The sequence below is a fragment of the Skermanella mucosa genome (assembly GCF_016765655.2).
Lineage (GTDB): Bacteria > Pseudomonadota > Alphaproteobacteria > Azospirillales > Azospirillaceae > Skermanella > Skermanella mucosa.
This window is the reverse complement of sequence record NZ_CP086106.1, coordinates 304,113-329,566: the sequence shown is the minus strand read 5'-3', so window position 1 is coordinate 329,566 and position 25,454 is coordinate 304,113. Positions and strand designations below refer to the sequence as shown.

General features: G+C 68.3%; 22 protein-coding genes, 1 tRNA gene and 2 pseudogenes. 16 read left to right on the top strand and 9 right to left on the bottom strand.

Features of this window, described 5'->3' with window-relative positions; genetic code table 11:
• Nucleotides 1-304 precede the first annotated feature (304 nt).
• A complete protein-coding gene (locus tag JL100_RS01510) occupies nt 305-1,039 on the top strand; it encodes a terminase small subunit (protein WP_202683934.1) in 735 nt (244 codons plus the stop codon).
• 101 nt (nt 1,040-1,140) lie between these two features.
• Here JL100_RS01510 and arfB read toward each other — a convergent pair whose 3' ends face one another.
• The 3 genes from arfB to JL100_RS01495 all read right to left on the bottom strand — a co-directional run bounded on the left by arfB (nt 1,141) and on the right by JL100_RS01495 (nt 3,944).
• A complete protein-coding gene (gene arfB, locus JL100_RS01505; protein WP_202683935.1) occupies nt 1,141-1,560 on the bottom strand; it encodes an alternative ribosome rescue aminoacyl-tRNA hydrolase ArfB in 420 nt (139 codons plus the stop codon).
• Between the two features lie 108 nt (nt 1,561-1,668).
• On the bottom strand, nt 1,669-3,093 hold the full coding sequence (locus JL100_RS01500) for an AmpG family muropeptide MFS transporter (RefSeq protein WP_228421021.1): 1,425 nt from the start codon (nt 3,091-3,093) through the stop codon (nt 1,669-1,671).
• A 125-nt stretch (nt 3,094-3,218) separates the two neighbouring features.
• Complete coding sequence (locus JL100_RS01495) at nt 3,219-3,944, bottom strand: hypothetical protein (protein WP_202683936.1); 726 nt, start codon at nt 3,942-3,944, stop codon at nt 3,219-3,221.
• Between the two features lie 200 nt (nt 3,945-4,144).
• Here JL100_RS01495 and JL100_RS01490 point away from each other — a divergent pair, with 200 nt between their 5' ends.
• The 4 genes from JL100_RS01490 to JL100_RS01475 all read left to right on the top strand — a co-directional run bounded on the left by JL100_RS01490 (nt 4,145) and on the right by JL100_RS01475 (nt 9,300).
• Nucleotides 4,145-5,635 (top strand): ABC transporter substrate-binding protein, encoded by a 1,491-nt coding sequence (locus JL100_RS01490; RefSeq protein WP_202683937.1) that lies wholly within the window; start codon nt 4,145-4,147, stop codon nt 5,633-5,635.
• Between the two features lies 1 nt (nt 5,636).
• The gene (locus tag JL100_RS01485) at nt 5,637-6,584 is read left to right on the top strand and encodes an ABC transporter permease (RefSeq protein ID WP_202683938.1); all 948 of its coding nucleotides are present in this window, start codon (nt 5,637-5,639) and stop codon (nt 6,582-6,584) included.
• Nucleotides 6,581-7,429, top strand: coding sequence for an ABC transporter permease (locus tag JL100_RS01480; protein ID WP_202683939.1), 849 nt, complete (start codon nt 6,581-6,583; stop codon nt 7,427-7,429). The genes JL100_RS01485 and JL100_RS01480 overlap by 4 nt, the downstream gene beginning before the upstream one ends.
• Before the next feature lie 182 nt (nt 7,430-7,611).
• Complete coding sequence (locus JL100_RS01475) at nt 7,612-9,300, top strand: methyl-accepting chemotaxis protein (protein WP_202683940.1); 1,689 nt, start codon at nt 7,612-7,614, stop codon at nt 9,298-9,300.
• Between the two features lie 36 nt (nt 9,301-9,336).
• Here JL100_RS01475 and gpt read toward each other — a convergent pair whose 3' ends face one another.
• A complete protein-coding gene (gene gpt / locus JL100_RS01470) occupies nt 9,337-9,804 on the bottom strand; it encodes a xanthine phosphoribosyltransferase (RefSeq protein WP_407697002.1) in 468 nt (155 codons plus the stop codon).
• Nucleotides 9,805-10,002: 198 nt separating this feature from the next.
• Here gpt and JL100_RS01465 point away from each other — a divergent pair, with 198 nt between their 5' ends.
• Together JL100_RS01465 and JL100_RS01460 are read left to right on the top strand one after the other, a co-directional pair.
• Nucleotides 10,003-11,595 carry a gamma-glutamyltransferase family protein gene (locus JL100_RS01465; protein WP_202683942.1) on the top strand — a complete coding sequence of 531 codons (1,593 nt, stop codon included), beginning with the start codon at nt 10,003-10,005 and terminating at the stop codon, nt 11,593-11,595.
• Between the two features lie 119 nt (nt 11,596-11,714).
• Nucleotides 11,715-11,791: transfer RNA gene (locus tag JL100_RS01460), tRNA-Arg, on the top strand.
• A 358-nt stretch (nt 11,792-12,149) separates the two neighbouring features.
• Here JL100_RS01460 and JL100_RS01455 read toward each other — a convergent pair.
• Both JL100_RS01455 and JL100_RS01450 read right to left on the bottom strand, forming a co-directional pair.
• A complete protein-coding gene (locus tag JL100_RS01455) occupies nt 12,150-13,040 on the bottom strand; it encodes a ferritin-like domain-containing protein (RefSeq protein WP_228421020.1) in 891 nt (296 codons plus the stop codon).
• A 71-nt stretch (nt 13,041-13,111) separates the two neighbouring features.
• A complete protein-coding gene (locus tag JL100_RS01450; protein WP_202683978.1) occupies nt 13,112-13,294 on the bottom strand; it encodes a hypothetical protein in 183 nt (60 codons plus the stop codon).
• Between JL100_RS01450 and JL100_RS01445 the strand changes: the two genes are divergently transcribed.
• From JL100_RS01445 to JL100_RS01415, 7 genes are read left to right on the top strand one after another with little or no spacing between them, the layout of a single operon-like run.
• The gene (locus tag JL100_RS01445; RefSeq protein WP_228421019.1) at nt 13,275-15,398 is read left to right on the top strand and encodes a NosR/NirI family protein; all 2,124 of its coding nucleotides are present in this window, start codon (nt 13,275-13,277) and stop codon (nt 15,396-15,398) included. The genes JL100_RS01450 and JL100_RS01445 overlap by 20 nt on opposite strands.
• 12 nt (nt 15,399-15,410) lie before the next feature.
• The gene (nosZ, locus tag JL100_RS01440) at nt 15,411-17,354 is read left to right on the top strand and encodes a TAT-dependent nitrous-oxide reductase (RefSeq protein ID WP_202683945.1); all 1,944 of its coding nucleotides are present in this window, start codon (nt 15,411-15,413) and stop codon (nt 17,352-17,354) included.
• A 10-nt stretch (nt 17,355-17,364) separates the two neighbouring features.
• Complete coding sequence (locus JL100_RS01435; RefSeq protein ID WP_202683946.1) at nt 17,365-18,723, top strand: nitrous oxide reductase family maturation protein NosD; 1,359 nt, start codon at nt 17,365-17,367, stop codon at nt 18,721-18,723.
• Nucleotides 18,720-19,658 carry an ABC transporter ATP-binding protein gene (locus JL100_RS01430; protein WP_202683947.1) on the top strand — a complete coding sequence of 313 codons (939 nt, stop codon included), beginning with the start codon at nt 18,720-18,722 and terminating at the stop codon, nt 19,656-19,658. Before JL100_RS01435 ends, JL100_RS01430 begins: the two co-directional genes overlap by 4 nt.
• A complete protein-coding gene (locus JL100_RS01425; protein ID WP_202683948.1) occupies nt 19,655-20,485 on the top strand; it encodes an ABC transporter permease subunit in 831 nt (276 codons plus the stop codon). The genes JL100_RS01430 and JL100_RS01425 overlap by 4 nt, the downstream gene beginning before the upstream one ends.
• Complete coding sequence (locus JL100_RS01420; RefSeq protein WP_202683949.1) at nt 20,485-21,078, top strand: nitrous oxide reductase accessory protein NosL; 594 nt, start codon at nt 20,485-20,487, stop codon at nt 21,076-21,078. Before JL100_RS01425 ends, JL100_RS01420 begins: the two co-directional genes overlap by 1 nt.
• The gene (locus JL100_RS01415) at nt 21,075-22,058 is read left to right on the top strand and encodes an FAD:protein FMN transferase (protein ID WP_202683950.1); all 984 of its coding nucleotides are present in this window, start codon (nt 21,075-21,077) and stop codon (nt 22,056-22,058) included. The genes JL100_RS01420 and JL100_RS01415 overlap by 4 nt, the downstream gene beginning before the upstream one ends.
• Before the next feature lie 84 nt (nt 22,059-22,142).
• Here the strand turns inward: JL100_RS01415 and JL100_RS01410 are convergent, their stop codons facing one another.
• On the bottom strand, nt 22,143-22,352 hold the full coding sequence (locus JL100_RS01410; protein WP_202683951.1) for a hypothetical protein: 210 nt from the start codon (nt 22,350-22,352) through the stop codon (nt 22,143-22,145).
• Between the two features lie 160 nt (nt 22,353-22,512).
• Nucleotides 22,513-22,974 carry an alpha-hydroxy acid oxidase gene (locus JL100_RS01405; RefSeq protein ID WP_407696937.1) on the bottom strand — a complete coding sequence of 154 codons (462 nt, stop codon included), beginning with the start codon at nt 22,972-22,974 and terminating at the stop codon, nt 22,513-22,515.
• Nucleotides 22,975-23,064: 90 nt separating this feature from the next.
• Between JL100_RS01405 and JL100_RS01400 the strand changes: the two are divergent.
• Nucleotides 23,065-23,359: pseudogene (locus tag JL100_RS01400) on the top strand (transposase); the annotation flags it as partial.
• Nucleotides 23,360-23,366: 7 nt separating this feature from the next.
• Here the strand turns inward: JL100_RS01400 and JL100_RS01395 are convergent.
• A pseudogene (locus JL100_RS01395) lies at nt 23,367-23,854 on the bottom strand (transposase); the annotation flags it as partial.
• 352 nt (nt 23,855-24,206) lie between these two features.
• Here JL100_RS01395 and JL100_RS01390 point away from each other — a divergent pair.
• Nucleotides 24,207-25,442 (top strand): glycosyltransferase, encoded by a 1,236-nt coding sequence (locus JL100_RS01390; protein ID WP_202683953.1) that lies wholly within the window; start codon nt 24,207-24,209, stop codon nt 25,440-25,442.
• Nucleotides 25,443-25,454: the final 12 nt, after the last annotated feature.

Sequence of the window (25,454 nt, the reverse complement as noted above, 5' to 3'; positions counted from 1 at the left end):
CCCGAAATCTTTGAGCAATCGCTGCGGGAAAGGCACTCTGCCCCCTTTCACTCATGTCGTTCCGCGCCTGCGGTCAAGGCACGGTGATAATCTCGAACGGTTCGCCGTAGGTCGGCCTCGGCCGAAGGCCGACGCCGACAGCGTGGCCGGAACGCCGGTGCAGGGCGTCGGCGTTCGCCCTGACGGGCGAAGGCCGACCTACCGCACTGCCTTTGAAGCCGCATCCATCCCGCCAAGCATAAGATTGAGATCCTCAGAAGCGAAGGATAAAATACCTACACCATCTGCCCGGAGAGCCCCCGCCATGCCCGCCACCGCCAGCACTCCCACCCCCGCCCTGCAACGCCGGCACGAAGCTTTCGCCCGCCACGTCTCCGCCGGCCGCAGCCTCGCCGAGGCCGCCCGGCTCTCCGGCTATGCCTGGGCCAGCGCCCGCCAGACCGGGTCGCGCCTGATGCAGGACGGCTGCGTCGCCGCCCGCGTGGTCGAGCTCGCCGCCGAGGAGGACCGCCGCCGCCGGGAGGAGGCCGACGAGCTGGTCGCCGTGCTCAAGCGCGTCATGTTCGAGGCCGTGGAAAAGCAAAACTATTCCGCCGCCCTGCGCGCCGCCGACCAGATCGCCCGCTTCCGGGGCTTGCTCCCGCCGGCGCCCAAGGCCGGCAGGCACGCCGCCGGCATCACCGGGACCATCGCCGCGGCCATGGCGGAGGCGGAGGACGAGGACGACGGCACCCTCCCCGCCGATCCCGACGCCCCGGGACTGGTCGGCTTCGACCCGCCCATGCCGCCGGCCGCCGTCGCCCCGGTCGAACCCATGCGCAACCTCAAGGAGGAGGCCCGCAAGCGCCACGCCGCCGCGGTCGAGCGGAACTCCCGCTGCCTCAAGCTGATCCTCGGCCGCCACAAGGACGACAAGGACCTCAAGGCCCGGATCGAGTCGTCCGACGACGCACATCTCTTCTTCGACGCCGACTACCGCCTGCTCCCCCAGGACCAGTGGCCCGGCGCCCCCGGCGCGGCACCCCAGCCGCTCGCGTGACCCCGCGATCATGACGAATCATGACATTCATCCGCCTTGGCACAGTTCCCGACGCCTCCCGGCTCCCCCTCGAAGGCGACGCCGTTCCGGACCGTTCCCGGCTAATCGTCGTGGCGGTTGCTGCGCAGCCGCTTCACGGCGGACCGCTGGCCCTTGGCCTCCAGGCGCCGCTGCTTGGACCCGAAAGTGGGTTTCGTGGGGCGCCGCGGGGTCGGCGGGATCGACGCTTCGCGGATCAGCTCGGTCAGGCGCTCCAGCGCCGCGTCTCGGTTGCGCCGCTGGCTCCGGTACTGGTCGGCGACCAGGATCAGGACGCCGTCCTGGGTCAGGCGGTTCCCGGCCAGCCGCTCCAGCCGCATGCGCACGTCGTCGGACAGGTTGGGCGACCGGCGCACGTCGAAACGCAGCTGGACGGCGGTCTCCGTCTTGTTGACATGCTGGCCGCCGGGACCCGAGGCCCGGACGAAGCTCTCCTCGATCTCGTCGTCGTCGAGGGATATGCGGTGCGTGATCCGGATCATGGGCCGAATATCGCCTTTCCCACGGCGGCGCGCAACGGCTCCCCGAACCGGAACGCCATCCGTGCCCATCCGTGATCCCGGAACCCCGCCGGGCCGGCGCGCCCGCCGTCAGACGGAACCGGAGCCCTCGGAAGCGGCGCCCGTACCATGACGAATGCTGACATCCGCCCCCGCCCCAGCCCCAGCCCCAGCCCCAGCCCTCGGCGCACCGGACGCCCGCGCGACGTGGATCAGCCAGAGCAGCAGCAGCAGCCCCGGCAGCGCCGCCGAGGTCGAGAGGACGTAGTAGGTCACCCAGTCCATCCGGTCGGCCAGCCAGCCGCTCGACGCCGCCAGCAGGTCGCGGCCCAGGGCGGAGAAGGACGACAGCAGCGCGTACTGGGTGGCCGTGTAGGCGACGTTGCACAGGCTCGACAGGTATGCCACGAAGGCGGCGGTCCCCATGCCGCCGGTCACGTTCTCGACCGCGATCACCACGGTCAGCATGCCGATGTCATGGCCGCTGCGGGCCAGCAGGACGAACATCAGGTTCGACACCATCTGGAGCAGCCCGCACACCAGCAGGCTGCGCATCACGCCGAACCGGCTGACCACGACGCCGCCCAGCAGCCCACCGGCGATCGAGGCGCCCAGGCCGAACGCCTTGGTGACGTTGGCGATCTCAATCTTGCTGAAGCCCAGTTCCAGGTAGAACGGCGTCGCCATGGCGCCGGCATAGACGTCGCCCAGCTTGTAGATCGCGATGAACAGCAGGATGGCGGCCCAGGCCCGGCGCGTCATGAAATCGGCGAACGGCGCCACGACGGCGCCGAACAGCCAGGCCAGCAGCTCCGCCCGCCAGCCCGTCAGCCCCGGCCGCCGCTCCAGGAAGTCGGCGACCGATCGCTCCCGCTGCTCGGATTCGGGCGAGACCCGGATGTCCGGCTCGCGGTTCAGCAGCATGGTGACGAGGCCGACGCCGACCAGCGCCGCCATGACGGCGTAGACCAGCGACCAGGGCAGGACGCTCGCAAGATAGAGCGCCCCCGCCCCGGACGTCAGCATGCCGATGCGATAGCCCAGGACCACCGCCGCGGCGCCCGCGCCGTACTGGTTCTCGTCCAGGATCTCGACCCGCCAGGCGTCAAGCACGATGTCCTGGCTGGCCGAGCAGAACGACACGCAGACCGCGAACAGTGCCATCCACCACAGTTCGCCTACCGGATCGGTCGATCCCAGGCCGAGCAGCGACAGCATCAGGCCGGCCTGCGTCAGCACCGCCCAGCCGCGCCGCCGCCCGAGCAGCCGGGTCAGCACCGGCAGCCTCAGGCGGTCGATCAGCGGAGCCCAGGCGAACTTGAGCGTGTAGGGCAGCCCGACCAGCGCGAACAGGCCGATCGCGGTCTTGGCGATCCCCCCTTCGACCAGCCAGACGCTCAGAGTGGCGCCGGTCAGCGCCAGCGGCAGCCCGCTGGAGAACCCCAGGAACATGATCGCGATGACGCGGCGGTCGAGATAGACCGAGGCCGCGCTGGTCCAGGACGACAGTGCCACGTGGATCGAAACTCCGCCGGGAGAACGGGATGCGCCCGGTTTAGCCCGGCCATGGTTAACAAGCTATGATCGGAACGGCGGCATCACCGGCGGAAACGATTGGAAGCGGCACGCCGGATTCCCCGTCATGCCTGCTCCCCGGCGCCCTCGCCAGCCCCGCCGCCCGCCCCGCCGCCCTCGTCGCCGTCGCCCTTCTGGCGCGCCCGAAGATGCTCGGCGAAGGCGAGCATGGCGAGCGGCCCCGGCTCCATCCCCTCCTGCCCGGCCATCCAGTCGCGGAACTCCTGCGGGTCGGCGGTCGTCCGGATCACCGGCAGCCCCCGGATGCGGGCCTCCTCGACCAGTTCGTCCATGGTGGCGCGGTGGTACTGGAAATCGTCCTCGGTCATTTCGTCGCCCAGGACCCGGCGGAAGTCCTCGAAATTGGCGAAGTCCATCACGTCCAGCTCGCTGATCTCGCCGTTGTTGACCCGCTCGATGAAGGCCTCCACCGGATCGGCCTCGTCGTCCTCGTCCAGCTCGCCTTCCATCCGCTCGACCTCGGCGGCCAGTTCGCCCAGCATCTCGTCGGTCATGTCGAGCTGGTACTCCACCGCCTCGGCGGCGGCCTCCATCAGGCTGAACAGCACGCGGCCCTTGGCCCGCTTGGGCGTCAGCCAGACCAGGTCGGTCAGGAAGCTGCCGTCGCTCAGGGCGAGCATGGACTCGCGCGGGTCGCCGGGCGGCGCCACCGCCATCGTGAAGGGGGGATCGCCCAGATGAACGACGGACATCTCCTCCTCGACCCGGATTTCCTCGGACGTGAGGCCGAGGCTGACCCCGACGACGTAGGTGCGGCGCTTCACCGACATGGATCCAATCTCCCTGCAGCTTTCAGCCCGCTGTTTAACATGCCGCCAAGGGGCCGCACCATGGCCGAGGCGCCTCCGGGCTTGCCCCTGGCCTTGATCCGGGCGCCCTCCCCCTCCATCATGCGCCGCGCGACCCTTCCCCGCGCAACCATTCCCCGGGGAACCATCCCCCGTGCAACAAGGCCAGCGGAGACCTGCCGATGAGATCCCCACCCTTGCTGATCGCCGCGGCGTTGCTGGCGGCGGGCGCCCTGATGCCGGCGGGAGCCTCGGCGCAGAACCGCGACCGCCTGGTCATCGGCATGCAGCTTGAGCCGCCGCACCTGGACCCGACGGCCGGCGCCGCCGCGGCGATCGACGAGGTGACATATTCCAACCTGTTCGAGAGCCTGACCCGGATCGACGCGCGGGGCGAGGTGGTCCCCGGACTGGCGGAAAGCTGGGAGGTGTCGCCCGACGGCCTGACCTACACCTTCAAGCTGCGGTCGGGGGTCAAATACCATGACGGCACCGGATTCGACTCCGCCGACGTCAAGTTCGCGCTGGACCGGGCGCGCGGGGCCGACTCGGTCAATGCCCAGAAAGGCTATTTCGCGGCGATCGGATCGGTCGAGACGCCCGGCCCGCTGACCGTCGCCGTCACCCTGACCCGCCCGGACGGGCAGTTCCTGTTCAACATGGGCTCCAACGACGCCGCCATCGTGGCGCCCGAATCCGCCGCGACGAACCGGCAGAAGCCGGTCGGCACCGGCCCGTTCCGGTTCGACCGCTGGGTTTCCGGCGACCGCGTCGTGCTGGCGCGCAACCCCGACTTCCGCGACCCGGCGGTGCCGAAGCTCGGCGAGGTGGTGTTTCGCTTCATCAGCGATCCGGCGGCCCAGCTGAACGCCGTCCGCTCCGGCGACGTGGACGCCTTCCCCAACATCGGCGCCACCGAATCCCTGCCGGTCCTGGAGGCCGACAAGAGCTTCACCGTCACCGTCGGCACCACCGAGGGGGAGACGGTGCTGGCGCTCAACAACGCCCGCAAGCCGTTCGACGATGTCCGGGTGCGCCGCGCCGTGGCCCACGCGGTCAACCGGCAGGAGGTGATCGACGGCGCCATGTTCGGCTACGGCACGCCGATCGGCAGCCACTTCGCCCCGCACCGCGCCGGCTACGTGGACCTGACCGGCCTGTATCCCCACGACCCCGCCAAGGCGCGCGCGCTGCTGGCGGAAGCCGGATATCCCGACGGCTTCGACGCGGTGATCAGGCTGCCGCCGCCGGTCTATGCCCGGCGCGGCGGGGAGATCATCGCGGCCCGGCTCGCCGAGGCCGGCATCCGCCTGCGGATCGAGCCGATGGAATGGGCGCCCTGGCTGGAACAGGTGTTCCGCGGCCGGGACTTCGACATGACCATCGTCTCCCATGTCGAGCCGCTGGACATCGACATCTACGACCGGCCCGACTATTACTTCGGCTATCGCAGCGACCGCTTCGCCGCCGTCATGGAGGAGCTGAGCCGCACCGTCGAGCCGGAACGCCGCGCCGCCCTGTATGGCGACGCCCAGCGCATCCTGGCCGAGGACAGCGTCAACGTCTTCCTGTTCCAGCTGCCCAAGGCGGGGGTCCACAAGGCCGGGCTGACCGGCCTGTGGGAGAACAGCCCGGTTCCGGCCAACGACGTGACCGACGTCTCGTGGAAGTGACATGATCGGGTTCCTCGCCCGGCGCCTGGTCGGCCTGGGACTGACGCTGTTTCTCGCTTCCCTGGTGGTCTTCACCGTGCTGGAGGTGCTGCCCGGCGACCCGGCCCTGCTGATGCTGGGCGTCGATGCGAGGCCCGATACGCTGGCGGCGCTGCGCGCCCAGATGGGGTTGGACCGGCCGGTCACGGTCCGCTATCTCGCCTGGGTCGGGGGGCTGCTGGGCGGCGACATGGGCGTCAGCCATACCTACGGGGTGCCGGTCGGGGACCTGGTGCGCGACCGGCTGGCGGTCACCGTTCCGCTGGCGGCCCTGGCGGTCCTGCTGTCCACGGCGTTGGCCCTGCCGCTCGGCATGGCGGCGGCGTCCCGGCGCGGCCGGCCGGCGGATTACGGCGTCATGGCGTTCAGCCAGCTCGGCGTGGCGATCCCCAATTTCTGGTTCGGCATCCTGCTGGTGCTGTGGCTGTCGGTCGGGCTGGGCTGGTTCGACGCCGGCGGCTTTCCCGGCTGGTCGGCCGGCATCGGCCCGGCGCTCAAGTCCCTGGCGCTTCCCGCCGTCACCCTGGGCCTGACCGAGGCCGCGATCCTGGCGCGGATCACCCGGGCGTCGATCCTCGACACCCTGGGGGAGGACTATGTCCGCACCGCCCGCGCCAAGGGCCTGGGTCCCGGCGCGGTGATGCGGCGGCACGTCCTGCGCAACGCCCTGATTCCGATCACGACGATCGTCGGGCTCCAGTTCGCCTTCCTGCTGGGCGGCGCCATCGTGGTCGAGAACGTCTTCTTCCTGCCGGGGCTGGGCCGTCTGCTGTTCCAGGCGATCAGCCAGCGCGACCTGATCGTCGTCAAGGACGTGGTGATGGTGATGGCGGCGCTGGTGGTCGCGGTCAACCTGATCGTCGACATCCTCTATGCCGTGATCGACCCGCGGCCCAAGGCCGTCCCATGACCCCCAGGGCCAGGAGGCGCTTCAACCATACCGGCCTGCTGGTCGGCGGCGCGCTGACCCTGCTGATGGCGGCGCTGGCCCTGGTCTCGCTGGCCTGGACCCCCTATCCGCCGGAGGCGATGCGCATCGCGGCCAGGCTCCAGCCGCCGAGCGGCGCGCACTGGCTCGGCACCGACCATTTCGGCCGCGACGTCCTGTCCATGATCATGGTCGGGGCGCGCAACTCGATCGCGGTCGGCGCCGTCGCGGTCGGGCTGGGCATGGCCGTCGGCGTGCCGCTGGGGCTGGCCGCCGCCGTCCTGGACGGCTGGACCGACGAGGCGGTGGGCCGCCTGACCGACCTGACCTTCGCGTTCCCCGCGATCCTGTCGGCGATCCTGGCCACCGCCCTGCTGGGGCCGGGCGCGGTCAACGCCATCCTGGCGATCGGCATCTTCAATGTCGCGGTGTTCGCCCGGGTGACCCGGGGCGCCGCCCTCCAGGTGATGGGCCGCCCGTTCGTCCGGGCCGCCGCCGCCCTGGGGCGCGGGCCGCTGTCGATCACCCTGGTCCACGTCCTGCCCAACATCGCCGGCGCCCTGGCGGTCCAGGCCACCATCTCCTTCGCCGTGGCGATCCTGGCGGAAGCCGGGCTCAGCTATCTCGGCCTGGGCATCCAGCCGCCGGCCCCGAGCTGGGGCAAGATGCTGAACGAGGCGCAGACCTTCATGGCGCTGCGCCCGACGCTCGCGGTCTTTCCCGGCGCCGCCATAGCCCTGGCCGTGCTCGGCCTCAACCTGCTGGGCGACGGCCTGCGCGACTTGCTGGACCCCCGCGCGCGGGGACCTATGACGAATCTCACATGACTTACGAAACACACGGACAGAAAACATAGGCTGAATTCTTTTACAAGTATTTTATATTTGTTAATGGAATGCGGTGGAATCTTCCGGTGACTTGATGCCTGCGGATTTCTATGGGAAATCCCGCGACGACCCCTTCAAGAACCCGTCCCGGCGCGGCGGGAACAAACCCGGAGGAAAGCCCGATGAAACGGCTGCAATCACTGAAGATTTCCACCAAGATCTACTTCCTGGTGGGTTTCCTGGGGCTGATCGCCGCCCTGATCGGCACCGTCGGCGTCGTGACGCTGAGGACATACGATTCCCAGGTGGACGCCATCACCGCGGCCTCGACCCGCGCCCTGCTGGCCGAGCGGGTCAACGGCCTGGTCAACGCGGTCGTGATGGATTCGCGCGGCGTCTACATGGCGGAGAACCCGGAGCGCGTCGAGAAATTCGGCAAGCCGCTGCTGGCCAGCCTGAAGGCCATCGAGGACCTGATGCGGGAATGGCGGCCCCTGGTTCCGACCGACCATCTCGACCAGTTCCGCAAGGTGGAGGAGAACGCCGCCGAGTTCGTCCGGTTCCGCGCCAGGCTGGTCGAGTTGGGCCGCCAGGGCGGCGCCGCTCCCGCCCGGGAATGGGGCGACAACGATGCCAACCGGGCGAACCGGCAGGCTTTCAACAAGGAATTGCAGGCGATCTCCGCGCTGGACGCCGACTTGGTCGGCGCCGGTTCCGCCGAGCTGGACGCCTTCTACGACCGCATGCTGCTGACCCTGGCGCTGCTGTCCGTGCTCGGCGTCGGCTCCGCGGCGGGGCTCGCCATCCTGGTGGTGCGCAGGACGGTGACGGGGCCGCTCGGCGAGGTCACCGCCACCATGAAGCGACTGGCGGGCGGCGACGCCGGCGTGGATGTCAGGGGCACCGACCGCGGCGACGAAATCGGCGAGATGGCGCGGACCGTCGGCGTCTTCCGGGACAACCTGAGGCACGCGGCGGCCCTGGAGCAGGATCGCCGCGCCGACGAGGAGGCCCGGGAGCGGCGCAGCCGCACCTTGGAGCGGCTGACCAGCGAGTTCGGCGTCAACATCGACCAGGTGGTCAAGGCGGTCACGTCGCAGGCCGCCGAAATGCGCTCCACTTCGGAATCGATGTCGGAGATCGCCGAGGAGACGGCGCGCCAGTCCTCCGCCGCGGCCTCCGCCTCTGACCAGGCGCGCGTCAACGTCCAGACCGTCGCCGCGGCGGCGGAGCAGCTGAGCAGCTCCATCGGGGAGATCGGCCGGCAGGTCAGCGAGTCCTCGCGGGTCGCCGGGATCGCGGTGGCCGAAGTGGAACGGACCAACGGCAGCGTCGCCGGGCTGGTCGCCGCCGCCGACAAGATCGGCGAGGTGGTCAACCTGATCAGCGACATCGCCAGCCAGACCAACCTGCTGGCGCTGAACGCCACGATCGAGGCGGCCAGAGCCGGGGAGGCCGGCAAGGGCTTCGCCATCGTCGCGTCGGAGGTCAAGAACCTGGCCAACCAGACCGCCAAGGCGACCGAGGAGATATCCCTCCAGATCTCGGGCATGCAGAGCGCCACGTCCGGCGCGGTCGGCGCGATCCAGACCATCGGCGGCACCATCACCCGGATCGACGAGATCGTCACCGTGATCGCCGCCGCGGTCGAGCAGCAGGGAATCGCCACCCGCGAGATCGCCCGCAACATCCAGGAGGCGTCGCGCGGCACCGACGAGGTCAGCACCAACATCAACGGCGTCCACGGCGCCGCCGGGGAGACCGGCCGGACAGCCACCCAGGTGCTGGACGCGGCGGCCGGCCTGTCCCGTCAGGCCGAGGCGCTGCACCGGGAGGTCGGCGACTTCATCACCCGCGTCAAGAGCGCGTGACCCGCTCCACTCCGGTGCGGCGGCAGATGCGGCGGCTTAGCGGCCGCCGCGCTGGAGGGCGATCGGCTGGGTGAACTGGAGTTCGACGTCCCAGGGGAAGTAGATCCAGGTATCCTGGCTCACCTCGGTGATGAAGGTGTCGACCAGCGGCCGGCCGGCCGGCTTGGCGTAGATCGTCGCGAAGTGCGCCTTGGGGATCATCTTGCGCAGGACGGTGGCGGTCTTGCCGGTATCGACCAGGTCGTCGATGATCAGCCAGCCCTCGCCGTCCCCCTCGAAGCCTTTCAGGACGCGGGCCTCGCGCTGGTTCTGGTGGTCGTAGCTGGAAATGCAGACGGTATCGATCAGCCGGATGTCCAGTTCACGGGCGATGATCGCGGCCGGGACCAGACCGCCGCGGGTCACCGCGACGATGCCCTCCCAGGGGCCCTTCTCGGCCATGCGCCAGGCCAGCGCCTTGGCATGACGGTGCAGTTCTTCCCACGAGACGGGGAAATGCTTGATGTTGTCCTTATCGGCCACGGCCACTCTCCAGCACGACTGTCCACCCGGTATGATCGGCCGCTTATAACTTACGGGCCGGTCCGCGGCAATCCGGCGCTCCGCCCGGCCGGGCACGCCAGGTTTGCGGAGCGCATCGGCGCCGGACGCGTTAACCTGACACCGACGCGTTCCAACGGCCCTCAGACGGAAACCACAGACATGCTGAACACCGCATCCGCCCGCCGCGGCATGGTCGTCGCCCCGCATCACCTCGCGGCCCAGGCCGGCCTGTCGGTGCTGCGCGACGGCGGCACCGCCGTGGAGGCGATGGTCGCCGCCGCCGCCGCCGTCGCGGTGGTCTACCCCCACATGAACGGCATCGGCGGCGACGGCTTCTGGCTGATCGCGGAACCGGGCAAGCCTCCCGTCGGCATCGACGCCTGCGGCGCCGCGGCGGCCGCCGCGGCCCCGGACCTCTACCGCGGGCACGGCCACGCCGCGATTCCGACCCGCGGCCCCCTGGCCGCCAACACGGTGGCCGGCACGGTGTCCGGCTGGGGCGCGGCGCTGGCCGCGGGCCGGGACTGGTCCGGAACCCGCCTGCCGCTCTCCCGCCTGCTGGAGGACGCCGTCCATTACGCCCGCGACGGCGTGCCGGCGACCGGCGGCCAGGTCCGCCTGACGGCGGGCAAGCGGACCGAGTTGGAGGAGGTGCCCGGCTTCGCCCCGGTCTTCCTGCCCGGCGGCTCCGTCCCGGCGCCGGGCGCGCGTTTCCGGCAGCCGGATCTGGCGGCGTCGCTGGAACGGATCGCGGCGGCGGGCGTGGAGGATTTCTACCGCGGCGACCTCGCCCGCGCCATCGCCGCCGGCCTGGAGCGAGCCGGCAGCCCGGTGGCGCTCGCCGACCTGGAGGCGCACCGGGCGCGCACCGTCCGGCCGCTCGGCGTCCGCCTGCGCAACGCCACGCTCTACAACATGACGCCGCCGACCCAGGGGCTCGCCTCGCTGATGATCCTGGCCCTGTTCGACCGGTTGGGCGTCACGGAGGCCGAGGGTTTCGACCATGTCCACGGCCTGGTGGAGGCGACCAAGCAGGCCTTCCTGGTGCGCGACCGTCACGTCACCGACCCGGCGCGCATGACGGCCGACCCGGCGGACTTCCTGGCCGACGCCGCCTTGGCGGACCGGGCCGGCCGGATCGACCCGGCGCGGGCGATGCCCTGGCCGCGCTCGGGCCCCCCCGCCGACACGATCTGGATGGGGGCGATCGACGGCGCCGGCCGGGCGGTCAGCTTCATCCAGAGCACCTATTGGGAGTTCGGCTCCGGCGTGGTCGCCGGCGACACCGGCATCCTGTGGCAGAACCGCGGCTCCAGCTTCTCGCTCGACCCGAACGCCGTCAACGCGCTGGTCCCCGGCATGCGCCCCTTCCACACGCTAAATCCGGCGCTGGCCCGCTTCGACGATGGCCGGGTGATGCCCTACGGCACCATGGGCGGGGAAGGCCAGCCGCAGACCCAGGCGGCGGTCTTCAGCCGCTATGGCCTGTTCGGACAGGAACTGCAGCGGGCGGTGACGGCGCCGCGCTGGCTGCTGGGCCGCACCTGGGGGGCAGACAGCACCAACCTGAAGCTGGAATCCCGCTTCGACCCCGAGGTGGTCGAGGCGCTGCGGGCCGCCGGCCACGACGTCGAAGTGGTGGAGCCGTTCAGCGACATGATGGGACATGCCGGCGCCCTGGTGCTCCACCCCGACGGCACCATCGAGGGAGCCTCCGACTGCCGCTCCGACGGGGCCGTGGCCGCCTTCTGACCGGGCCTTCAAAAATCTTTCAGAAGGGGGTTGCGCGGCACGGCCTCATTGGCTAATTACAGGCCGCACGACGGACCGCACGGTCCAACGCCCCGCAAGAGGCGGTCGGGAAATGGCAAGCGCCCGTAGCTCAACTGGATAGAGCATCTGACTACGGATCAGAAGGCTAGGAGTTCGAATCTCTTCGGGCGCGCCACTTCCCCCATTCAAGTGCAAGCACTTAGCTTCGACTTCCAAGCCGCCTTCGGGCGGCTTTGGTCGTTTGGGGGCCCACCGGGTACCCACCAGCTCGAAAATCCCGGCGCCCTCGACCCCATGATCCAGCCTTTCCGCTCTGCGCACGGCGGAAAGCTTCCAGAGTCACGGCGTCGCCCTTTGGTCATCTGGAACCAATTCATCGGATACAGACAACGCCGATCCGCCGGGGCACCGCAATGCCGGTCTCTGTCTCCGCCAGCCCAGGTTCGAATCTGAACCGCGCGAGCTCCGGCTGGCGCACCTTGCTCTACGGATACCTGATGGCCGTCTTCGGCCTGCTCCTCGCGATCGCCGTGTCATCGTGATCTTTCGGCGAGCCGGACCGCATGTCCGACGACGATGCCGAAGATGCGTTGCGCCTCCAGCCAGACGGCTTCGTCCCGGGTGCCTTCGGCGATGTCGGAGAAGATTTCGGCCATTCTCTCCAGCGCCGCCAGCGCCGAACGCAGGTTCCGCCCTTCGCCGAGGACCGGATCGACCGACGCCGGGGCCGGTCCGGGGCCGGTGATCAGAGGGGTCAGATCGTCGGCGATTCCGGCAAGCGCGCCGGCGTCGTCCGTCTTTCCGGCACGATCGAGCGCCGATGCGGCGGCCCGCAGGATACCGACCGTCTCACCCGCCAGCGCGGAGGCCAGGGACGCCAGACCGGCGAGATCCTCGACCCGCACCGCCGCATCCCCGCTTTCCCGGCGGGACGCCCTCCAGGCCTTTCGGCGCTGACGCCGCAGTTTCGCGGCGTGGTCCAGCTCCTCCATCGCCAGGGCCCGGGCCTGTTCCCTCACCGCCTGGTCGGTCGCCGCGGAAACGATATAGCTGTAGAAGGCGAACGCGCGTTCCTCGTTCAGCACGGCCAGCGACAAGGCGCGATACGGCGTAAGATCGCTGCGTCCGGCCAGTTCCTCCCAGGAGGCGGCGATCTCCGGCGGCAGCCGCCAGACGAAAGGCGCGCTGTCGGGCACATGGCCGATCCGCTCGGCAGAGACGGACGCCACCGCCTCCACATGACGCCGCTCCTCCTCCATCAGCGCCCGGAAGGTTGCCGCGGTCTCCACGGCGCCGCGTCCATCCATCATGCCTGCCAGTTCACGGTAGCGCAGCACGGCCTCCCGCTCCAGCGCGAGGGCGATGCCGAGCAGGTCGGCCGGTGAGGTGACCGGGGCGACCGGTTCCTGGCACAGCAAGTTCACGGCCCCGCTCCATTTCATGATCGGTTCAAGGTACCGGACCATAAACTGAAAAAACCGACATCTATTTGACCTCAATCAAGTCCGCCGCGACCAACAAAGCCTCTTATGAACCGACAAGAGATTCGTGCCGTTGACACTATCGGCACGGTCTCTTGATAAATGTCAATTTCTCTGGCACGGATCATGGCGTTCTCATCGCGGCGAATACTTGGGCTGAGGAACGGAATCGTCGCGATGCTGGTGGTTTCGATCATCAGCTCCATCTCGACGGTCGCTCAAGCCGCGGTGCCGTTGCTGGGCCAGTACCTCTCCAGGGCCGAGCCGGCCGAGCTGTTCGCCGGAGCCGACAGGTTCGGGACGATCCAGGACGGGGTTCCCGTCGCCCCGGTCCTCCAGGGCGACAAGCTGCTGGGCTACGCCTATCTCAACTCCGACTTCGTCAATACGACCGGATATTCCGGGCGGCCGATCCATGTGCTGGTCGGGCTTGGAACCGATGCCCGAGTCGCCGGGGCCAAGCTGGTGGATCACCATGAGCCGATCGTCCTGATCGGCATCCCGGCCGAACGCATAGACCGGTTCATATCCGGCTACATCGGCCGGAGCGTGGTCGAACTCGCGGACCAGACGTCGTCGAGCCCGCCGGTGGACATCGTTTCCGGGGCCACCGTCACGGTCATGGTAATCGGCGACAGCATCGTCCGGTCGGGCCGGAAAGTGGCGCAGGCCCTGGGTTTCGCCGGCACCGGTGCCGTCGCCGCGAAACCCCGGCGCGCGCTGGAGCCTGGCCGGGGCGAGGTCGAGGACTGGCCGACGCTGGTGGGTGACGGTTCGGTCCGGCGTCTGGCCCTGACGGTCGGAGACGTCAACGCCGCCTTCGAACGGAGCGGCAAGCCGGAAGCCGTCGCACGGCCCGAGCCGGGCGCTCCGGACGAGACCTTCATCGACCTTTACGCGACCCTGGTATCCATCCCGGCCATCGGGCGCAGCCTGCTGGGAGAGGCCGAATACCAGTCGCTGGCCCGGAAGCTCAAGCCGGGGCAGCACGCGCTCCTGGTCGCCGGACAGGGCCGCTACTCGTTCAAGGGCTCGGGCTACGTGCGGGGCGGCATCTTCGACCGGATCGAGCTCGTCCAGGGCGACACCGGTGTCAGGTTTCGCGACCGCACCCACTTGAGGCTGGGCGGCGTCGCGGCCGCCGGAGCTCCCGACTTTCCCGAAGTCGGCCTGTTCATGATCCCCGAAGGGACGGAGTTCGACCCGGCCGAGCCATGGCGGCTGTCGCTGCTGGTGCAGCGGGCAACCGGCGCGCTGGAGAAGGCCTTCGTGTCGTTCGACCTCGGCTACCAGCCCCCCGACAAATACCTGGGCGAAGCGGTCGCTGCGGCGCCCGCTCCGGCCGCAGCCGCAGCCGCCGCTCCCGCCCGGGAGGATGAGCCGCCCCCGGAAACGCCGCTGTGGCAAAGGATCTGGCAGGGCCGGCTGCTCGATATAGCCGTCGCGCTGAGCGCCATGGGCATCCTCACCGGCCTCTTCTTCTTCCAGGACAGCCTCGTCCGCCGCCCGGCCCTCTACCAGCGGGTCCGCATCACCTTCCTCCTGTTCACCCTGGTGTGGTTGGGCTGGTACGCCAAGGCGCAGCTGTCGGTCGTCAACGTCTTCACCTTCGCCGACGCGCTCCGAACGGAGTTCCGGTGGGACTATTTCCTGATGGACCCGCTGGTCTTCATCCTGTGGTGCTCCGTCGCGGCCTCGATCCTGTTCTGGGGGCGCGGCGCCTTCTGCGGCTGGCTTTGCCCCTTCGGGGCTCTCCAGGAGCTTCTGTACAAGGTCGGCCAGGTGCTCCACCTGCCCAAGGTGAAAGTGCCGTTCGGCCTGCATCAGCGGCTGTGGCCGATCAAGTACATCATCTTCCTCGCCCTGTTCGGCCTGTCGATGTACTCGCTGTCGGCGGCGGAACGCGGTGCCGAGGTCGAGCCGTTCAAGACGGCGATCATCCTGCACTTCGTCCGGGACTGGTGGTTCGTCCTGTTCGCCGCGGCGCTGCTGGCGGCCGGGCTGTTCATCGAGCGCTTCTTCTGCCGATACCTGTGCCCGCTGGGCGCGGCACTCGCCATTCCCGGCCGGATGCGGATGTTCGACTGGCTGCGCCGCTACAAGGAATGCGGCAGCCCGTGCCAGCGCTGCGCCAACGAGTGCCCGGTCCAGGCGATCCACCCGGAAGGCCACATCAATCCCAACGAATGCATCCAGTGCATGCACTGCCAGGTGCTCTACCACCATGACCAGAAATGCCCGGTCATGATCCAACGGCGTCTGAAGCGCGAAAAGCGCGCCGCCGGATCTTCGCTAGCCTGATGGAGTTGAACGATGCGTGATGAGAACGAGAAACCGACGGGCATCGACCGCCGCCACCTGCTGGGCGGCACCGCCAAGGTCGCCGCGCTGGCGGGCCTGACCGGCGCCCTCGGCGGCGCCGCGGTGACGACGGCCGGCGGCTCCGCCTTCGGTTCCGGGACCGCCCTTGCGGCATCCGGCGGGACGAAGCAGAGCGCCGAGGTGAAGCCCGGCGACCTCGACGAGTATTATGTCTTCCACAGCGGCGGGCATTCCGGCGAGGTGCGCATCATGGGCGCGCCCTCCATGCGCGAGCTGATGCGCATCCCGGTCTTCACCCGGTGCAGCGCCACCGGCTGGGGGCAGACCAACGAGAGCCGGAAGATCCTGACCGAGGGGCTCACCGACGAGACCCGCGAGTTCCTGAAGACGCGCGGCGGCGTCTACCAGAACGGCGACCTGCACCACCCGCACATGTCGTTCACCGACGGCACCTACGACGGGCGCTACATCTTCTGCAACGACAAGGCCAACACCCGCGTCGCCCGCATCCGCGCCGACATCATGAAGCCGGACAAGATCATCGAGATCCCGAACACCTCGGCGATCCACGGCCTGCGGCTTCAGAAATATCCGCGCACCGGCTATGTGTTCGCCAACGGCGAGCAGCGCGTGCCCACGCCCAACACCGGCAAGATCCTGGACGAGCCGACCAAGTACCGCTCGCACTTCACCGCGATCGACGGCGACACGATGAAGGTGGCGTGGCAGGTCTGGGTGGACGGCAACCTGGACAACACGGACGCCGATTACCAGGGCAAATACGTCTTCTCGACCTGCTACAACTCGGAGGAGGGCGTCACCACCGCCGAGATGACCGCCAAGGAGCAGGACTGGCTGGTCGTCTTCAACATCAAGCGGATCGAACAGGCGGTGAAGGACGGCAGGGTCGAGGTGATCAACGGCGTTCCGATCGTCGACGGGCGGCACGGCAATCCCTATACCCGCTACATCCCGATCCCCAACAGCCCGCACGGCGTCAACACCGCTCCCGACGGCATCCACGTGACGGTCAACGGCAAGCTGTCGCCAACCGTGACCGTGCTGGACGTGCGCCGGCTCGACGATCTGTTCGACGACAGGATCAAGCCGCGCGACGTGGTGGTGGCGGAGCCGCAGCTGGGCCTCGGGCCTCTCCACACCGCCTATGACGGACGCGGCAACGCCTACACCACCCTGTTCCTGGACAGCCAGGTGGTCAAATGGAACATCGCCAAGGCGATCCGGGCCTTCAAGGGGGAGAAGGTCGATCCCATCGTCCAGAAGCTGGACGTCCATTACCAGCCCGGCCACCTGCACTCCTCCATGGGGCAGACCAAGGAAGCCGACGGCAAGTGGCTGATGGTGCTGAACAAGTTCTCCAAGGACCGCTTCCTGAACGTGGGTCCGCTGAAGCCGGAGAACGACCAGCTGATCGACATTTCGGGCGACGAGATGAAGATCGTCCATGACGGCCCGACCTTCGCCGAACCCCATGACACGCTGATCGTGCATCGCTCCAAGGTCAACCCGGTCAACGCCTACCGGCGCGACGACCCGATGTTCGCCGATGCCGTCAGGCAGGCGAAGGCGGACGGCGTCGATCCCGAATACGACAGCAAGGTGATCCGCGACGGCAACAAGGTCCGGGTCTACATGACGGCGCTGGCCCCGGCCTTCGGGTTGGAGGAGTTCACCGTCAAGCAGGGCGACGAGGTCACCGTCTACGTCACCAACATGGACGACGTGGACGACCTGACCCACGGCTTCTCGCTGACCGGCTACGGCATCGCCATGGAGATAGCTCCGCAGGCGACGGCTTCGGTGACCTTCACGGCCGACCGGCCCGGCGTGCACTGGTACTATTGCCAGTGGTTCTGCCACGCGCTCCACATGGAGATGGGCGGCCGCATGCTGGTCGAGCCGCGCGCGGTCTGAGGACTGGATCATGTCACGGACCGGAATACTGATCCTCGCGGCGGCGTTCCTGGCCGTGACGCCCGCCGGGGCGGCGACGGTGACGGTGCCGCCGGGCGGGCTGACCGACGCCCTCAACGCGGCGGACTCCGGCGACACGCTGGTGCTGGCCCCGGGTATCCACCCGGGGCCGGTCACCGTCGCCGTGCCGGTCACGCTCGAAGGGCTGCCGGGAGCGGTGATCGACGGCGGCGGCCGGCGGAGTTCGATCACCGTCGAGTCCCCCGGCGTCACGCTGCGCCGGCTGACCGTCCGCAACTCCGGACTCAGCCTGTTCGACCAGGATTCCGGGATCTTCCTGGGCAAGGGAGCGGCCGGCGCGGTGGTCGAGGACAACGAACTGATCGACAACCTGATCGGCATCTATGTCTGGGGAGCGCCGGACGTGCTGGTGCGCGGCAACCGCGTCCGGGGGCGGACCGACCTGCGGCGCAGCGAGCGCGGCAACGGCATCCAGCTCTGGAACGCGCCGGGGACGAAGGTGGTCGGCAACACCGTGTCGGCGGGCCGCGACGGCATCTTCGTCACCACCAGCAAACGGAACGAGTTCCGCGACAACCGGTTCGAGAACGTCCGCTTCGCGGTCCACTACATGTACACCAACGACAGCGAGGTCAGCGGCAACGTCTCCGTCGGCAACGACGTCGGCTACGCCATCATGTTCTCGCAGAACCTCGTGGTCCGGGACAACCAGTCGCGCGGCGACCGCGACCACGGGCTTCTGCTCAACTACACGACCCGGTCCCGCATCGAGGGCAACGTCATCGCCGGCCGGTTCGCCACGCCGCCCACGGCGGCCACCGACGATGATGATCCGGATGCCGACATCCCGCGCGAGGTCGGCGGGCTGGCCGAGAGGGACCGGACCGGCACCTGGAAATGCGTCTTCATCTACAACACGAGCAAGAACGTGCTGCGCGGCAACCGGTTCGAGGACTGCGAGATCGGCGTCCACTTCACCGCGGGGTCGGAGCGCAACACGATCACCGGCAACGCCTTCGTCAACAACCGCACGCAGGTCAAGTATGTCGGCACCCGCTCGCTCGACTGGACGGACAAGGGACGCGGCAACTACTGGAGCGACAACCCCGCCTTCGACCTCGACGGCGACGGCATCTCCGACGAGGCCTACCGCCCCAACGACATCGTGGACCAGGTCATGTGGTCCTTTCCGGCGGCCAAGCTGCTGATCAACAGCCCCGGCATCCAGGTGATCCGCTGGGCGCAGTCGCAGTTTCCGGCGCTGCGCCCCGGCGGCGTGATGGACAGCGCCCCGCTGATGAAGCCGCCGGAACCGTCCCCCAGCCCCGAAGGGAGGCCGCAATCGTGAACCAGGCCCAACCGACCATCGAAGTCCGCGGCGTCTCCAAGCGGTATGGCGGCCAGTACGCCGTCCGGGAAGTCAGCGCCACCCTGGGTGCCGGCGAGTGCGTGGCCCTGGTCGGCCACAACGGCGCCGGAAAGAGCTCGCTGATCAAGCTGCTGCTCGGCCTGACCACCCCGACGGAAGGCGCCGTACGGGTGCTGGGCGAAGATCCCGCCGGACACGCCGCCCCCCGGATCCGCCGCCGGATCGGCTACCTGCCGGAGAACGTGGCGTTCCACCCCGCCATGACCGGCTGGGAATGCCTGGACTTCTACGCCCGGCTGAAGCAGGTGCCGGCCGGCGGCAACGACGCGCTGCTGGACCGAGTCGGCCTGGAGCCCGCCGCCCGCGGCCGCCGGGTCGGGACCTATTCCAAGGGGATGCGCCAGCGGCTGGGGCTCGCCCAGGCGCTGCTGGGCGACCCGAAACTGCTGTTCCTGGACGAGCCGACGACCGGCCTGGACCCGGCGCTTCGCCAGGGCTTCTACCGGATCATCGGCGACCTGCGCGACGCCGGCACCACCGTCCTGCTGTGCAGCCACGCGCTGACCGAACTGGAGGGGCAGGCCGACCGCGTGATCGTGATGAACAGGGGCCGCAAGGTCGCGGAGGGCTCGCTCGCCACCCTGCGCACCCTGGCCCAGCTGCCGGTCCGCATCCGGCTGACCGTGCCGGACGCCGCTCCCACGGCGTTCGAGGGCGAACTGGCCGCCGTCTTCGGCGGCGCGGCACGGCGTCTGGCCGGCGACATGGTCGAGCTGACCTGCGCCAACGACGACAAGCTGGACATGGTCCGCCGCGTCGTCCGGCTGGGGACGCCGCCGGACGACATCGAGATCGTCCAGCCCAGCCTGGACGAGATGTACGCCCACTTCCTGAGGCAGGAGGCCGCCCAATGAACACCATCGCGACCATCGCGGCGAAGGAGGTGCGCGAGGCGCTGAGGAACCGCTGGGTCGTGGCGATGACGCTGCTGATGGCGGCACTGGCCCTGACGCTCAGCTTCCTGGGCAGCGCGCCGGCCGGCACGGTGGGGGCCGGACCGCTGGAGGTCACGATCGTCAGCCTTGCCAGCCTGACGATCTTCCTGTTGCCGCTGATCGCCCTGCTCCTGTCGTTCGACGCGATCGTCGGCGAGATCGACCGGGGCACCATGGCGCTGCTGCTGGCCTATCCGGTCGCCCGCTGGCAGGTGATACTGGGAAAGTTCATCGGCCATGCGGCGGTCATCGCCTTCGCCACCACGCTGGGCTACGGTGCGGCCGGAGTGGCGCTGGCCGCCGGCGGAGCGGAGATCGAGCCCGAGAGCTGGCTGGCGTTCGCCGCCATGATCGGCAGCAGCGTCATGCTGGGAGCCGCGTTCACGTCGCTCGGATATCTCGCCAGCACGCTGGTGCGCGACCGGGCCACGGCGGCCGGCATCGCGGTGGGCATCTGGCTCGGCTTCGTGCTGATCTACGACATGGGCCTGCTCGGCCTGCTGGTCGCGGACCAGGGCAGGACCATCAAGGCCGACATGGTCAACTGGCTGCTGCTGGCCAACCCGGCCGACACCTTCCGCCTGTTCAACCTGGCCGGCTTCGACAACGTGAGCCGGTTCGCCGGGACCGCCGGGCTCGCGGGCCATCTCCAGTTCGGCGCCACGGCCCTTCTCGGGGTGCTCGCCGCCTGGATCGTCGCCCCTCTGGCGCTGGCGGCGCTCGTCTTCTCCAGAAAGCAGATCTGATGCGCAACCTGCTGACCGCCGCCCTGCTGGGCGCCGCCCTCCTGCTGCCGCTGGCCGGCTGCAAGGACGACGAGACCACGGCCGCTCCACCCCCGCCGCAGGCGATCACGGCGGATGCGATCGGCCACTACTGCGGCATGAACATGCTCGACCATCCCGGCCCCAAGGGGCAGATCATCCTCGAGGGAAAGTCGACACCGATCTGGCTTTCCTCCGTCCGCGACACTTTCGCGTACACCATGCTGCCGGAGGAATCCCACGAATACCGGGCGATCTACGTCACCGACCTGACAAAGGCCGCCGACCCGTCCCGGCCGGACCTGGATCTCTGGACCGAGGCCCGAAACGCCTGGTTCGTGGTGGGCAGCGGGTTCCGCGGCGGCATGGGCGCCGCCGAGCCCCTGCCCTTCGCCGAGGAAACGGCGGCGCGAAACTTCGCGGCCGCCCACGGCGGGAGCGTGAAGCGCTTCTCCGAAGTATCGGACGACACCATCCTGGCGTCGCCGGAGGAAACCGACGATCCCGGCGAAGGCGGCGAGCACGACGGTAGGTACGACGGTGGGCACGGCACCCATTCGCGGAGCATGCCATGACGCGGCGCCCGACCCGGCGGCGTTTTCTCGCCATCACCGCGGCGTCGGCCGGACTGACGCTGCTGCCCCCCTCGATCGCGCCTGCAGAAGGAGCCCCGCTGCGCGTCTGGCGCGGCACCGCGCTGGGCGCGGACGCTTGTCTGCAACTCAGCCATCCCGATCCGGACGAGGCCGAACGCCTGATCCGCCTGTGCCTGGACGAGGTGGCGCGGCTTGAGCGTGTCTTCAGCCTCTACCGCCCCGATTCCGCCCTGGTCCGTCTCAATCGGGCCGGTGAACTGGCCGATCCGCCGCTGGACCTGGTACGGCTGCTGAATGACGCGCTCCGCTTCAGCAGGCTGACAGACGGCATGTTCGACGTGACCGTCCAGCCCCTGTGGCGGCTCTATGCCGAGCATTTCGGCCGGCCCGGCGCTGATCCGGGCGGTCCGCCGGCCTTCGTGGTCGCAGCGGCCAGGTCTCTGGTCGATTACCGTGCACTGAACGTTCAGGAAAGCGGGATCTGGTTCACCAGGACGGGTATGGAAGTCACCTTGAACGGGATCGCTCAGGGCTACATCACCGACCGGGTCGCCGACCGGCTGCGGGCCGAAGGCATGACCAACGTCCTGGTGGACATGGGCGAAGTGAAGGCTCTGGGTCGACATCCCGATGGTCGGCGCTGGGTCGTGGGCTTGCCCGACGGCGAAGCGGACAACCGTATCGCCGACACGATGGAATTGACGGATCAGGCCATTGCGACTTCGTCCGTGAGGGGCACCCGGTTCGATTTCGCGGGCCGCTTTGGTCATATTTTCGATCCGTGTACCGGACGATGCGCCGATCAAGTACTTTCCGCGACCGTGACAGCGGACAATGCGACGGCTGCGGACGCGCTGTCGACGGCGCTGACCGCAACCTCCTCGGAGCATGCGCTACGCTTGATGGGCAATGTAACCGGTGCTGAGGCAAGGATCTGGCCGGCAGATGGAAATTCATGATCTTCCGGGGACAAATCGACCCGTTTTGCCCGGACACCGCTAACTCCTTGATCGGACAGGTCTTGGCGCGTCATGCCGAGAGCGTCAGAGTTCGCCGCGGCGCTGTGCCTCCAGCGCGCTATAGGCGGCTTCGCGGGTGATCAGGACTCGTCCGCTGGGAGTGCGGATCTTGGCGATGTCACGACCGAGCCGACGGCCAAGGCTGCGCACGGATATGTGGAGCAGATGTGCGAGTTCGGCACGACTATACAAGTACAGCGGCGACAGCAGAAAGTGGGCGGCCATGGCGATCACCCCGATTGAATATTCCTGATATGTTCTATCACGTCAGGAACTCGCCCTCATCCAATATGGCTGCTTTTGGCGACAGCACCATAATGCCGGATTATTTTATTCAACCCTCATTGGTTAGGTGCCGCGTGGCATCCCCCGAACACAAAGACGAAGCCATTCATCAGCCGGAGCGCCCATCATTAAGCCTCATCAATCGATTGGCTTTCAAGTCACCCAGCGCATTGATCCCGAGAAGGCCCATATTGCGGCTGATCTCGGATAAGAGAATGTCAATGGCATGGCTGACGCCAGCCTCACCTCCGATTGCTGCCACATAAACGAATGGCCGGCCGACGAAGACGAAAGTGGCGCCGAGTGCAATGGCCTTCAGCACGTCGGAGCCTCGCCGGATGCCACCATCCATCATAACGGGGATCGAACCTCCCATGGCGTCTGCAATGGTTGGTAAAACGCGGAGGGGTGAGACCGTTCCGTCGAGTTGTCGTCCGCCGTGGTTCGAGACGACGATGCCATCGACGCCAATGTCCTGGACGATGCAGGCATCCTCCTTGGCCATGATCCCCTTGACTACTAAGCGTCCCTTCCACCGTTCCCGGATCAGTTCAAGATGACGCCAGTTCAAGTGGTCCTTGGCTCCGAAATCCCGCATTACGTTCCTGTGAACCGCGCCGGGTTTACCGGAGGCCCTATTTCTTGAGAGACTGGGGTCATCATGACGAAACAGGCATCACCCAAGTACGCCCCTGAAGTCCGCGAACGCGCGGTTCGGATGGTGTTCGATCACGAAGGGGAGCACGCGTCGCAGTGGGCGGCGATCAGCTCGATCGCGGCGAAGATCGGCTGCACGGCGGAGACGCTGCGGGGCTGGGTCCGGCAGGCCGAGCGCGACCAGGGGAAACGGCCTGGCCCGAGGACGGACGAGCAGGAGCGGATCAAGGCGCTGGAGCGCGAGAACCGCGAGCAGCACCTGAGCGAATGAGATCCTTCGCAAGGCATCGGCGTATTTTGCCCAGGCAGATCACGCAGCATGCGGCTGCCCGCGAACGGATAATCGAGATGCAGTTCGTCCATCCGGCGCATCAGCGCGAGGTCGGCGGCCGAAGCTGGACGTGGCAGGTAATAGACGCTGCCCCGGCTGACGTTGAGCATCCTGGCCTGTCTGGTGATCGGCAGATCATGCGAGCGGTCGATCATCGCTTTGCGCTCGGCAAACCCGCTTTGCTGAGCGCGCCGGCCAAAAAATCGTTCTCCAGCGTCAGCTCTCCGATCTTTGCATGCAGCACCCTCAGATGCACCGCCGGCCCCGAACTGTCGCCGCGACTGTCCGATCCAAATACCCCTGCTGCTCCGTCGAGAAGCTGCGCCTTCCATTGGGTGATCTGGTTGGGATGAATATCGAACTGCTGAGCCAACTCGGCCAGCGTCTTCTCGCCCTTGACGGCGGCCAAAGCCACCTTCGCCTTGAAAGCCGGTGTGTGGTTCCGGCGCGGTCGTCTCGTCATGGTCTCTCCTGTGCGGCACGCATACTGGCCGCTTTCAGGCAGAAACTCCACTTATCCCGATGTTCAGATTTCCCGAGCCAGCTCTATTTCAGAAGCTCTGGCAAACAACGATTTTCCAGAGCTTCTTCGTTTTGCCAAAGCGTTCGCGGCGTCTGGATGCCCGGCCCGGCTCCCCCTCCCTGCCCGCGCATCAGGCTTGCGGGAAGGAATTACCCCTTTCGTTGACGATCCCTCCGGCATCCAATAAAATGCTCGGCAATCGGCTGCGTCCTGGTCCCATTTGCGATCACCCGCGAAGGCCGGTTTCAGGATCGTCCCTTCAGGGGACTGGCGCGGGACGGGGTGAATCACCATGGCCGATGTGGACTTTCGCTTGGCCGCCCCCGGCGTCCATCAGGATGATGCCCGCGACAAGGCCGGCACTTCGCCCTCCGCAACGACCCTCCTCAAGGTCGCCCATGCCTTCAAGGTCTTCATCCCGGAGGTGAACGGCGGAATCCCGGAGGTCATGCGGCTTCTCGCCGCCGGACTGGCCGGGCGCTGCCGCTCCGAAGTGTTGGTCTCTCGGGTGGAAGGACCCGGCGGATCCGAACTGGTGGACGGTATCGAGGTCCACCGGACCTCCGCGTTGCGGAGCGTCTGGTCGATGCCGATCTCCCCGGGTTATCCGGTGGAACTCTGGGCGACCGCCCGCCGCGTCGATGTGGTCGACTACCACGCACCCTTTCCGCTGGTCGATCTGGCGGTAAGCCTCTGGTTCCCGCAGCGGACGGCGCTGGTCGTCCATTGGCATTCGGAGATCGTGGCCCAGCGGCGCATCCTGCCGGTGGTCGGTCCCTTCATCCGCCGTGCGCTTCGGCGGGCCGACCGGATCATCGTTTCGGCGCCCGTCATGATCGAGCAGTCGCCGTTCCTGAAACCCGTATCGGCCAAGTGCGTGGTGGTCCCCTACGGCATAGACGTCGCCCGCTGGGCCATGCCGAACGACGCCCAGCGGCACCGGATCCAGGAGATCCGCGGGCTTCATCCGCGCCTCATCGTCGCGACCGGCCGGCTCGTCCCCTACAAGGGCTTCGACGTCCTGATCGAGGCCATGCGCCGGGTGGAGGGCGACCTCGTCATCGTCGGGACCGGTCCGCTGGAAGAAGCGCTGCGGCGGCAGATCGCCGGGGCCGGCCTTCAGGACCGTGTAACGCTTGTGGGATATCTGGAGCGGCAGGATCTTCAATGCCTGCTCCACGCGTGCCGGGTCTTCGCCCTGCCGTCGGTCGAGAAGAGCGAAACCTTCGGCATCGCCCAGGCCGAGGCCATGGCGTGCGGACGGCCGATCGTCAATACCAGCCTGCCGACCGCGGTGCCCTGGGTCGCCCGCGACGGCATCGAGGCCCTGACCGTAGCGCCGGGTTCGGCGGCACCGCTGGCCGAAGCCCTCAACCATCTGCTCGATCACGAGGACATGGCCGCCGCCATGGGGCGGCGCGGGCGCGAGCGAGCGGAGTTGCTGTTCAGCCTGGAGTCCTTCCTGGACCGGACCTACGACGTTTACCGGCAGGCGGTCGAGGACCGCGGACGACGTTACCGATGCTAAGCGAATATGCGG

Excerpts from the sequence above, each read along its gene's own strand:
- JL100_RS01510 (WP_202683934.1), top strand. The coding sequence starts at position 305 with ATGCCCGCCACCGCCAGCACTCCCACCCCCGCCCTGCAACGCCGGCAC.
- arfB (WP_202683935.1), bottom strand. The coding sequence starts at position 1,560 with ATGATCCGGATCACGCACCGCATATCCCTCGACGACGACGAGATCGAG.
- JL100_RS01495 (WP_202683936.1), bottom strand. The coding sequence starts at position 3,944 with ATGTCGGTGAAGCGCCGCACCTACGTCGTCGGGGTCAGCCTCGGCCTC.
- JL100_RS01490 (WP_202683937.1), top strand. The coding sequence starts at position 4,145 with ATGAGATCCCCACCCTTGCTGATCGCCGCGGCGTTGCTGGCGGCGGGC.
- JL100_RS01485 (WP_202683938.1), top strand. The coding sequence starts at position 5,637 with ATGATCGGGTTCCTCGCCCGGCGCCTGGTCGGCCTGGGACTGACGCTG.
- JL100_RS01480 (WP_202683939.1), top strand. The coding sequence starts at position 6,581 with ATGACCCCCAGGGCCAGGAGGCGCTTCAACCATACCGGCCTGCTGGTC.
- JL100_RS01475 (WP_202683940.1), top strand. The coding sequence starts at position 7,612 with ATGAAACGGCTGCAATCACTGAAGATTTCCACCAAGATCTACTTCCTG.
- JL100_RS01465 (WP_202683942.1), top strand. The coding sequence starts at position 10,003 with ATGCTGAACACCGCATCCGCCCGCCGCGGCATGGTCGTCGCCCCGCAT.
- JL100_RS01445 (WP_228421019.1), top strand. The coding sequence starts at position 13,275 with ATGCTGGTGGTTTCGATCATCAGCTCCATCTCGACGGTCGCTCAAGCC.
- JL100_RS01450 (WP_202683978.1), bottom strand. The coding sequence starts at position 13,294 with ATGATCGAAACCACCAGCATCGCGACGATTCCGTTCCTCAGCCCAAGT.
- nosZ (WP_202683945.1), top strand. The coding sequence starts at position 15,411 with ATGCGTGATGAGAACGAGAAACCGACGGGCATCGACCGCCGCCACCTG.
- JL100_RS01435 (WP_202683946.1), top strand. The coding sequence starts at position 17,365 with ATGTCACGGACCGGAATACTGATCCTCGCGGCGGCGTTCCTGGCCGTG.
- JL100_RS01425 (WP_202683948.1), top strand. The coding sequence starts at position 19,655 with ATGAACACCATCGCGACCATCGCGGCGAAGGAGGTGCGCGAGGCGCTG.
- JL100_RS01420 (WP_202683949.1), top strand. The coding sequence starts at position 20,485 with ATGCGCAACCTGCTGACCGCCGCCCTGCTGGGCGCCGCCCTCCTGCTG.
- JL100_RS01415 (WP_202683950.1), top strand. The coding sequence starts at position 21,075 with ATGACGCGGCGCCCGACCCGGCGGCGTTTTCTCGCCATCACCGCGGCG.
- JL100_RS01390 (WP_202683953.1), top strand. The coding sequence starts at position 24,207 with ATGGCCGATGTGGACTTTCGCTTGGCCGCCCCCGGCGTCCATCAGGAT.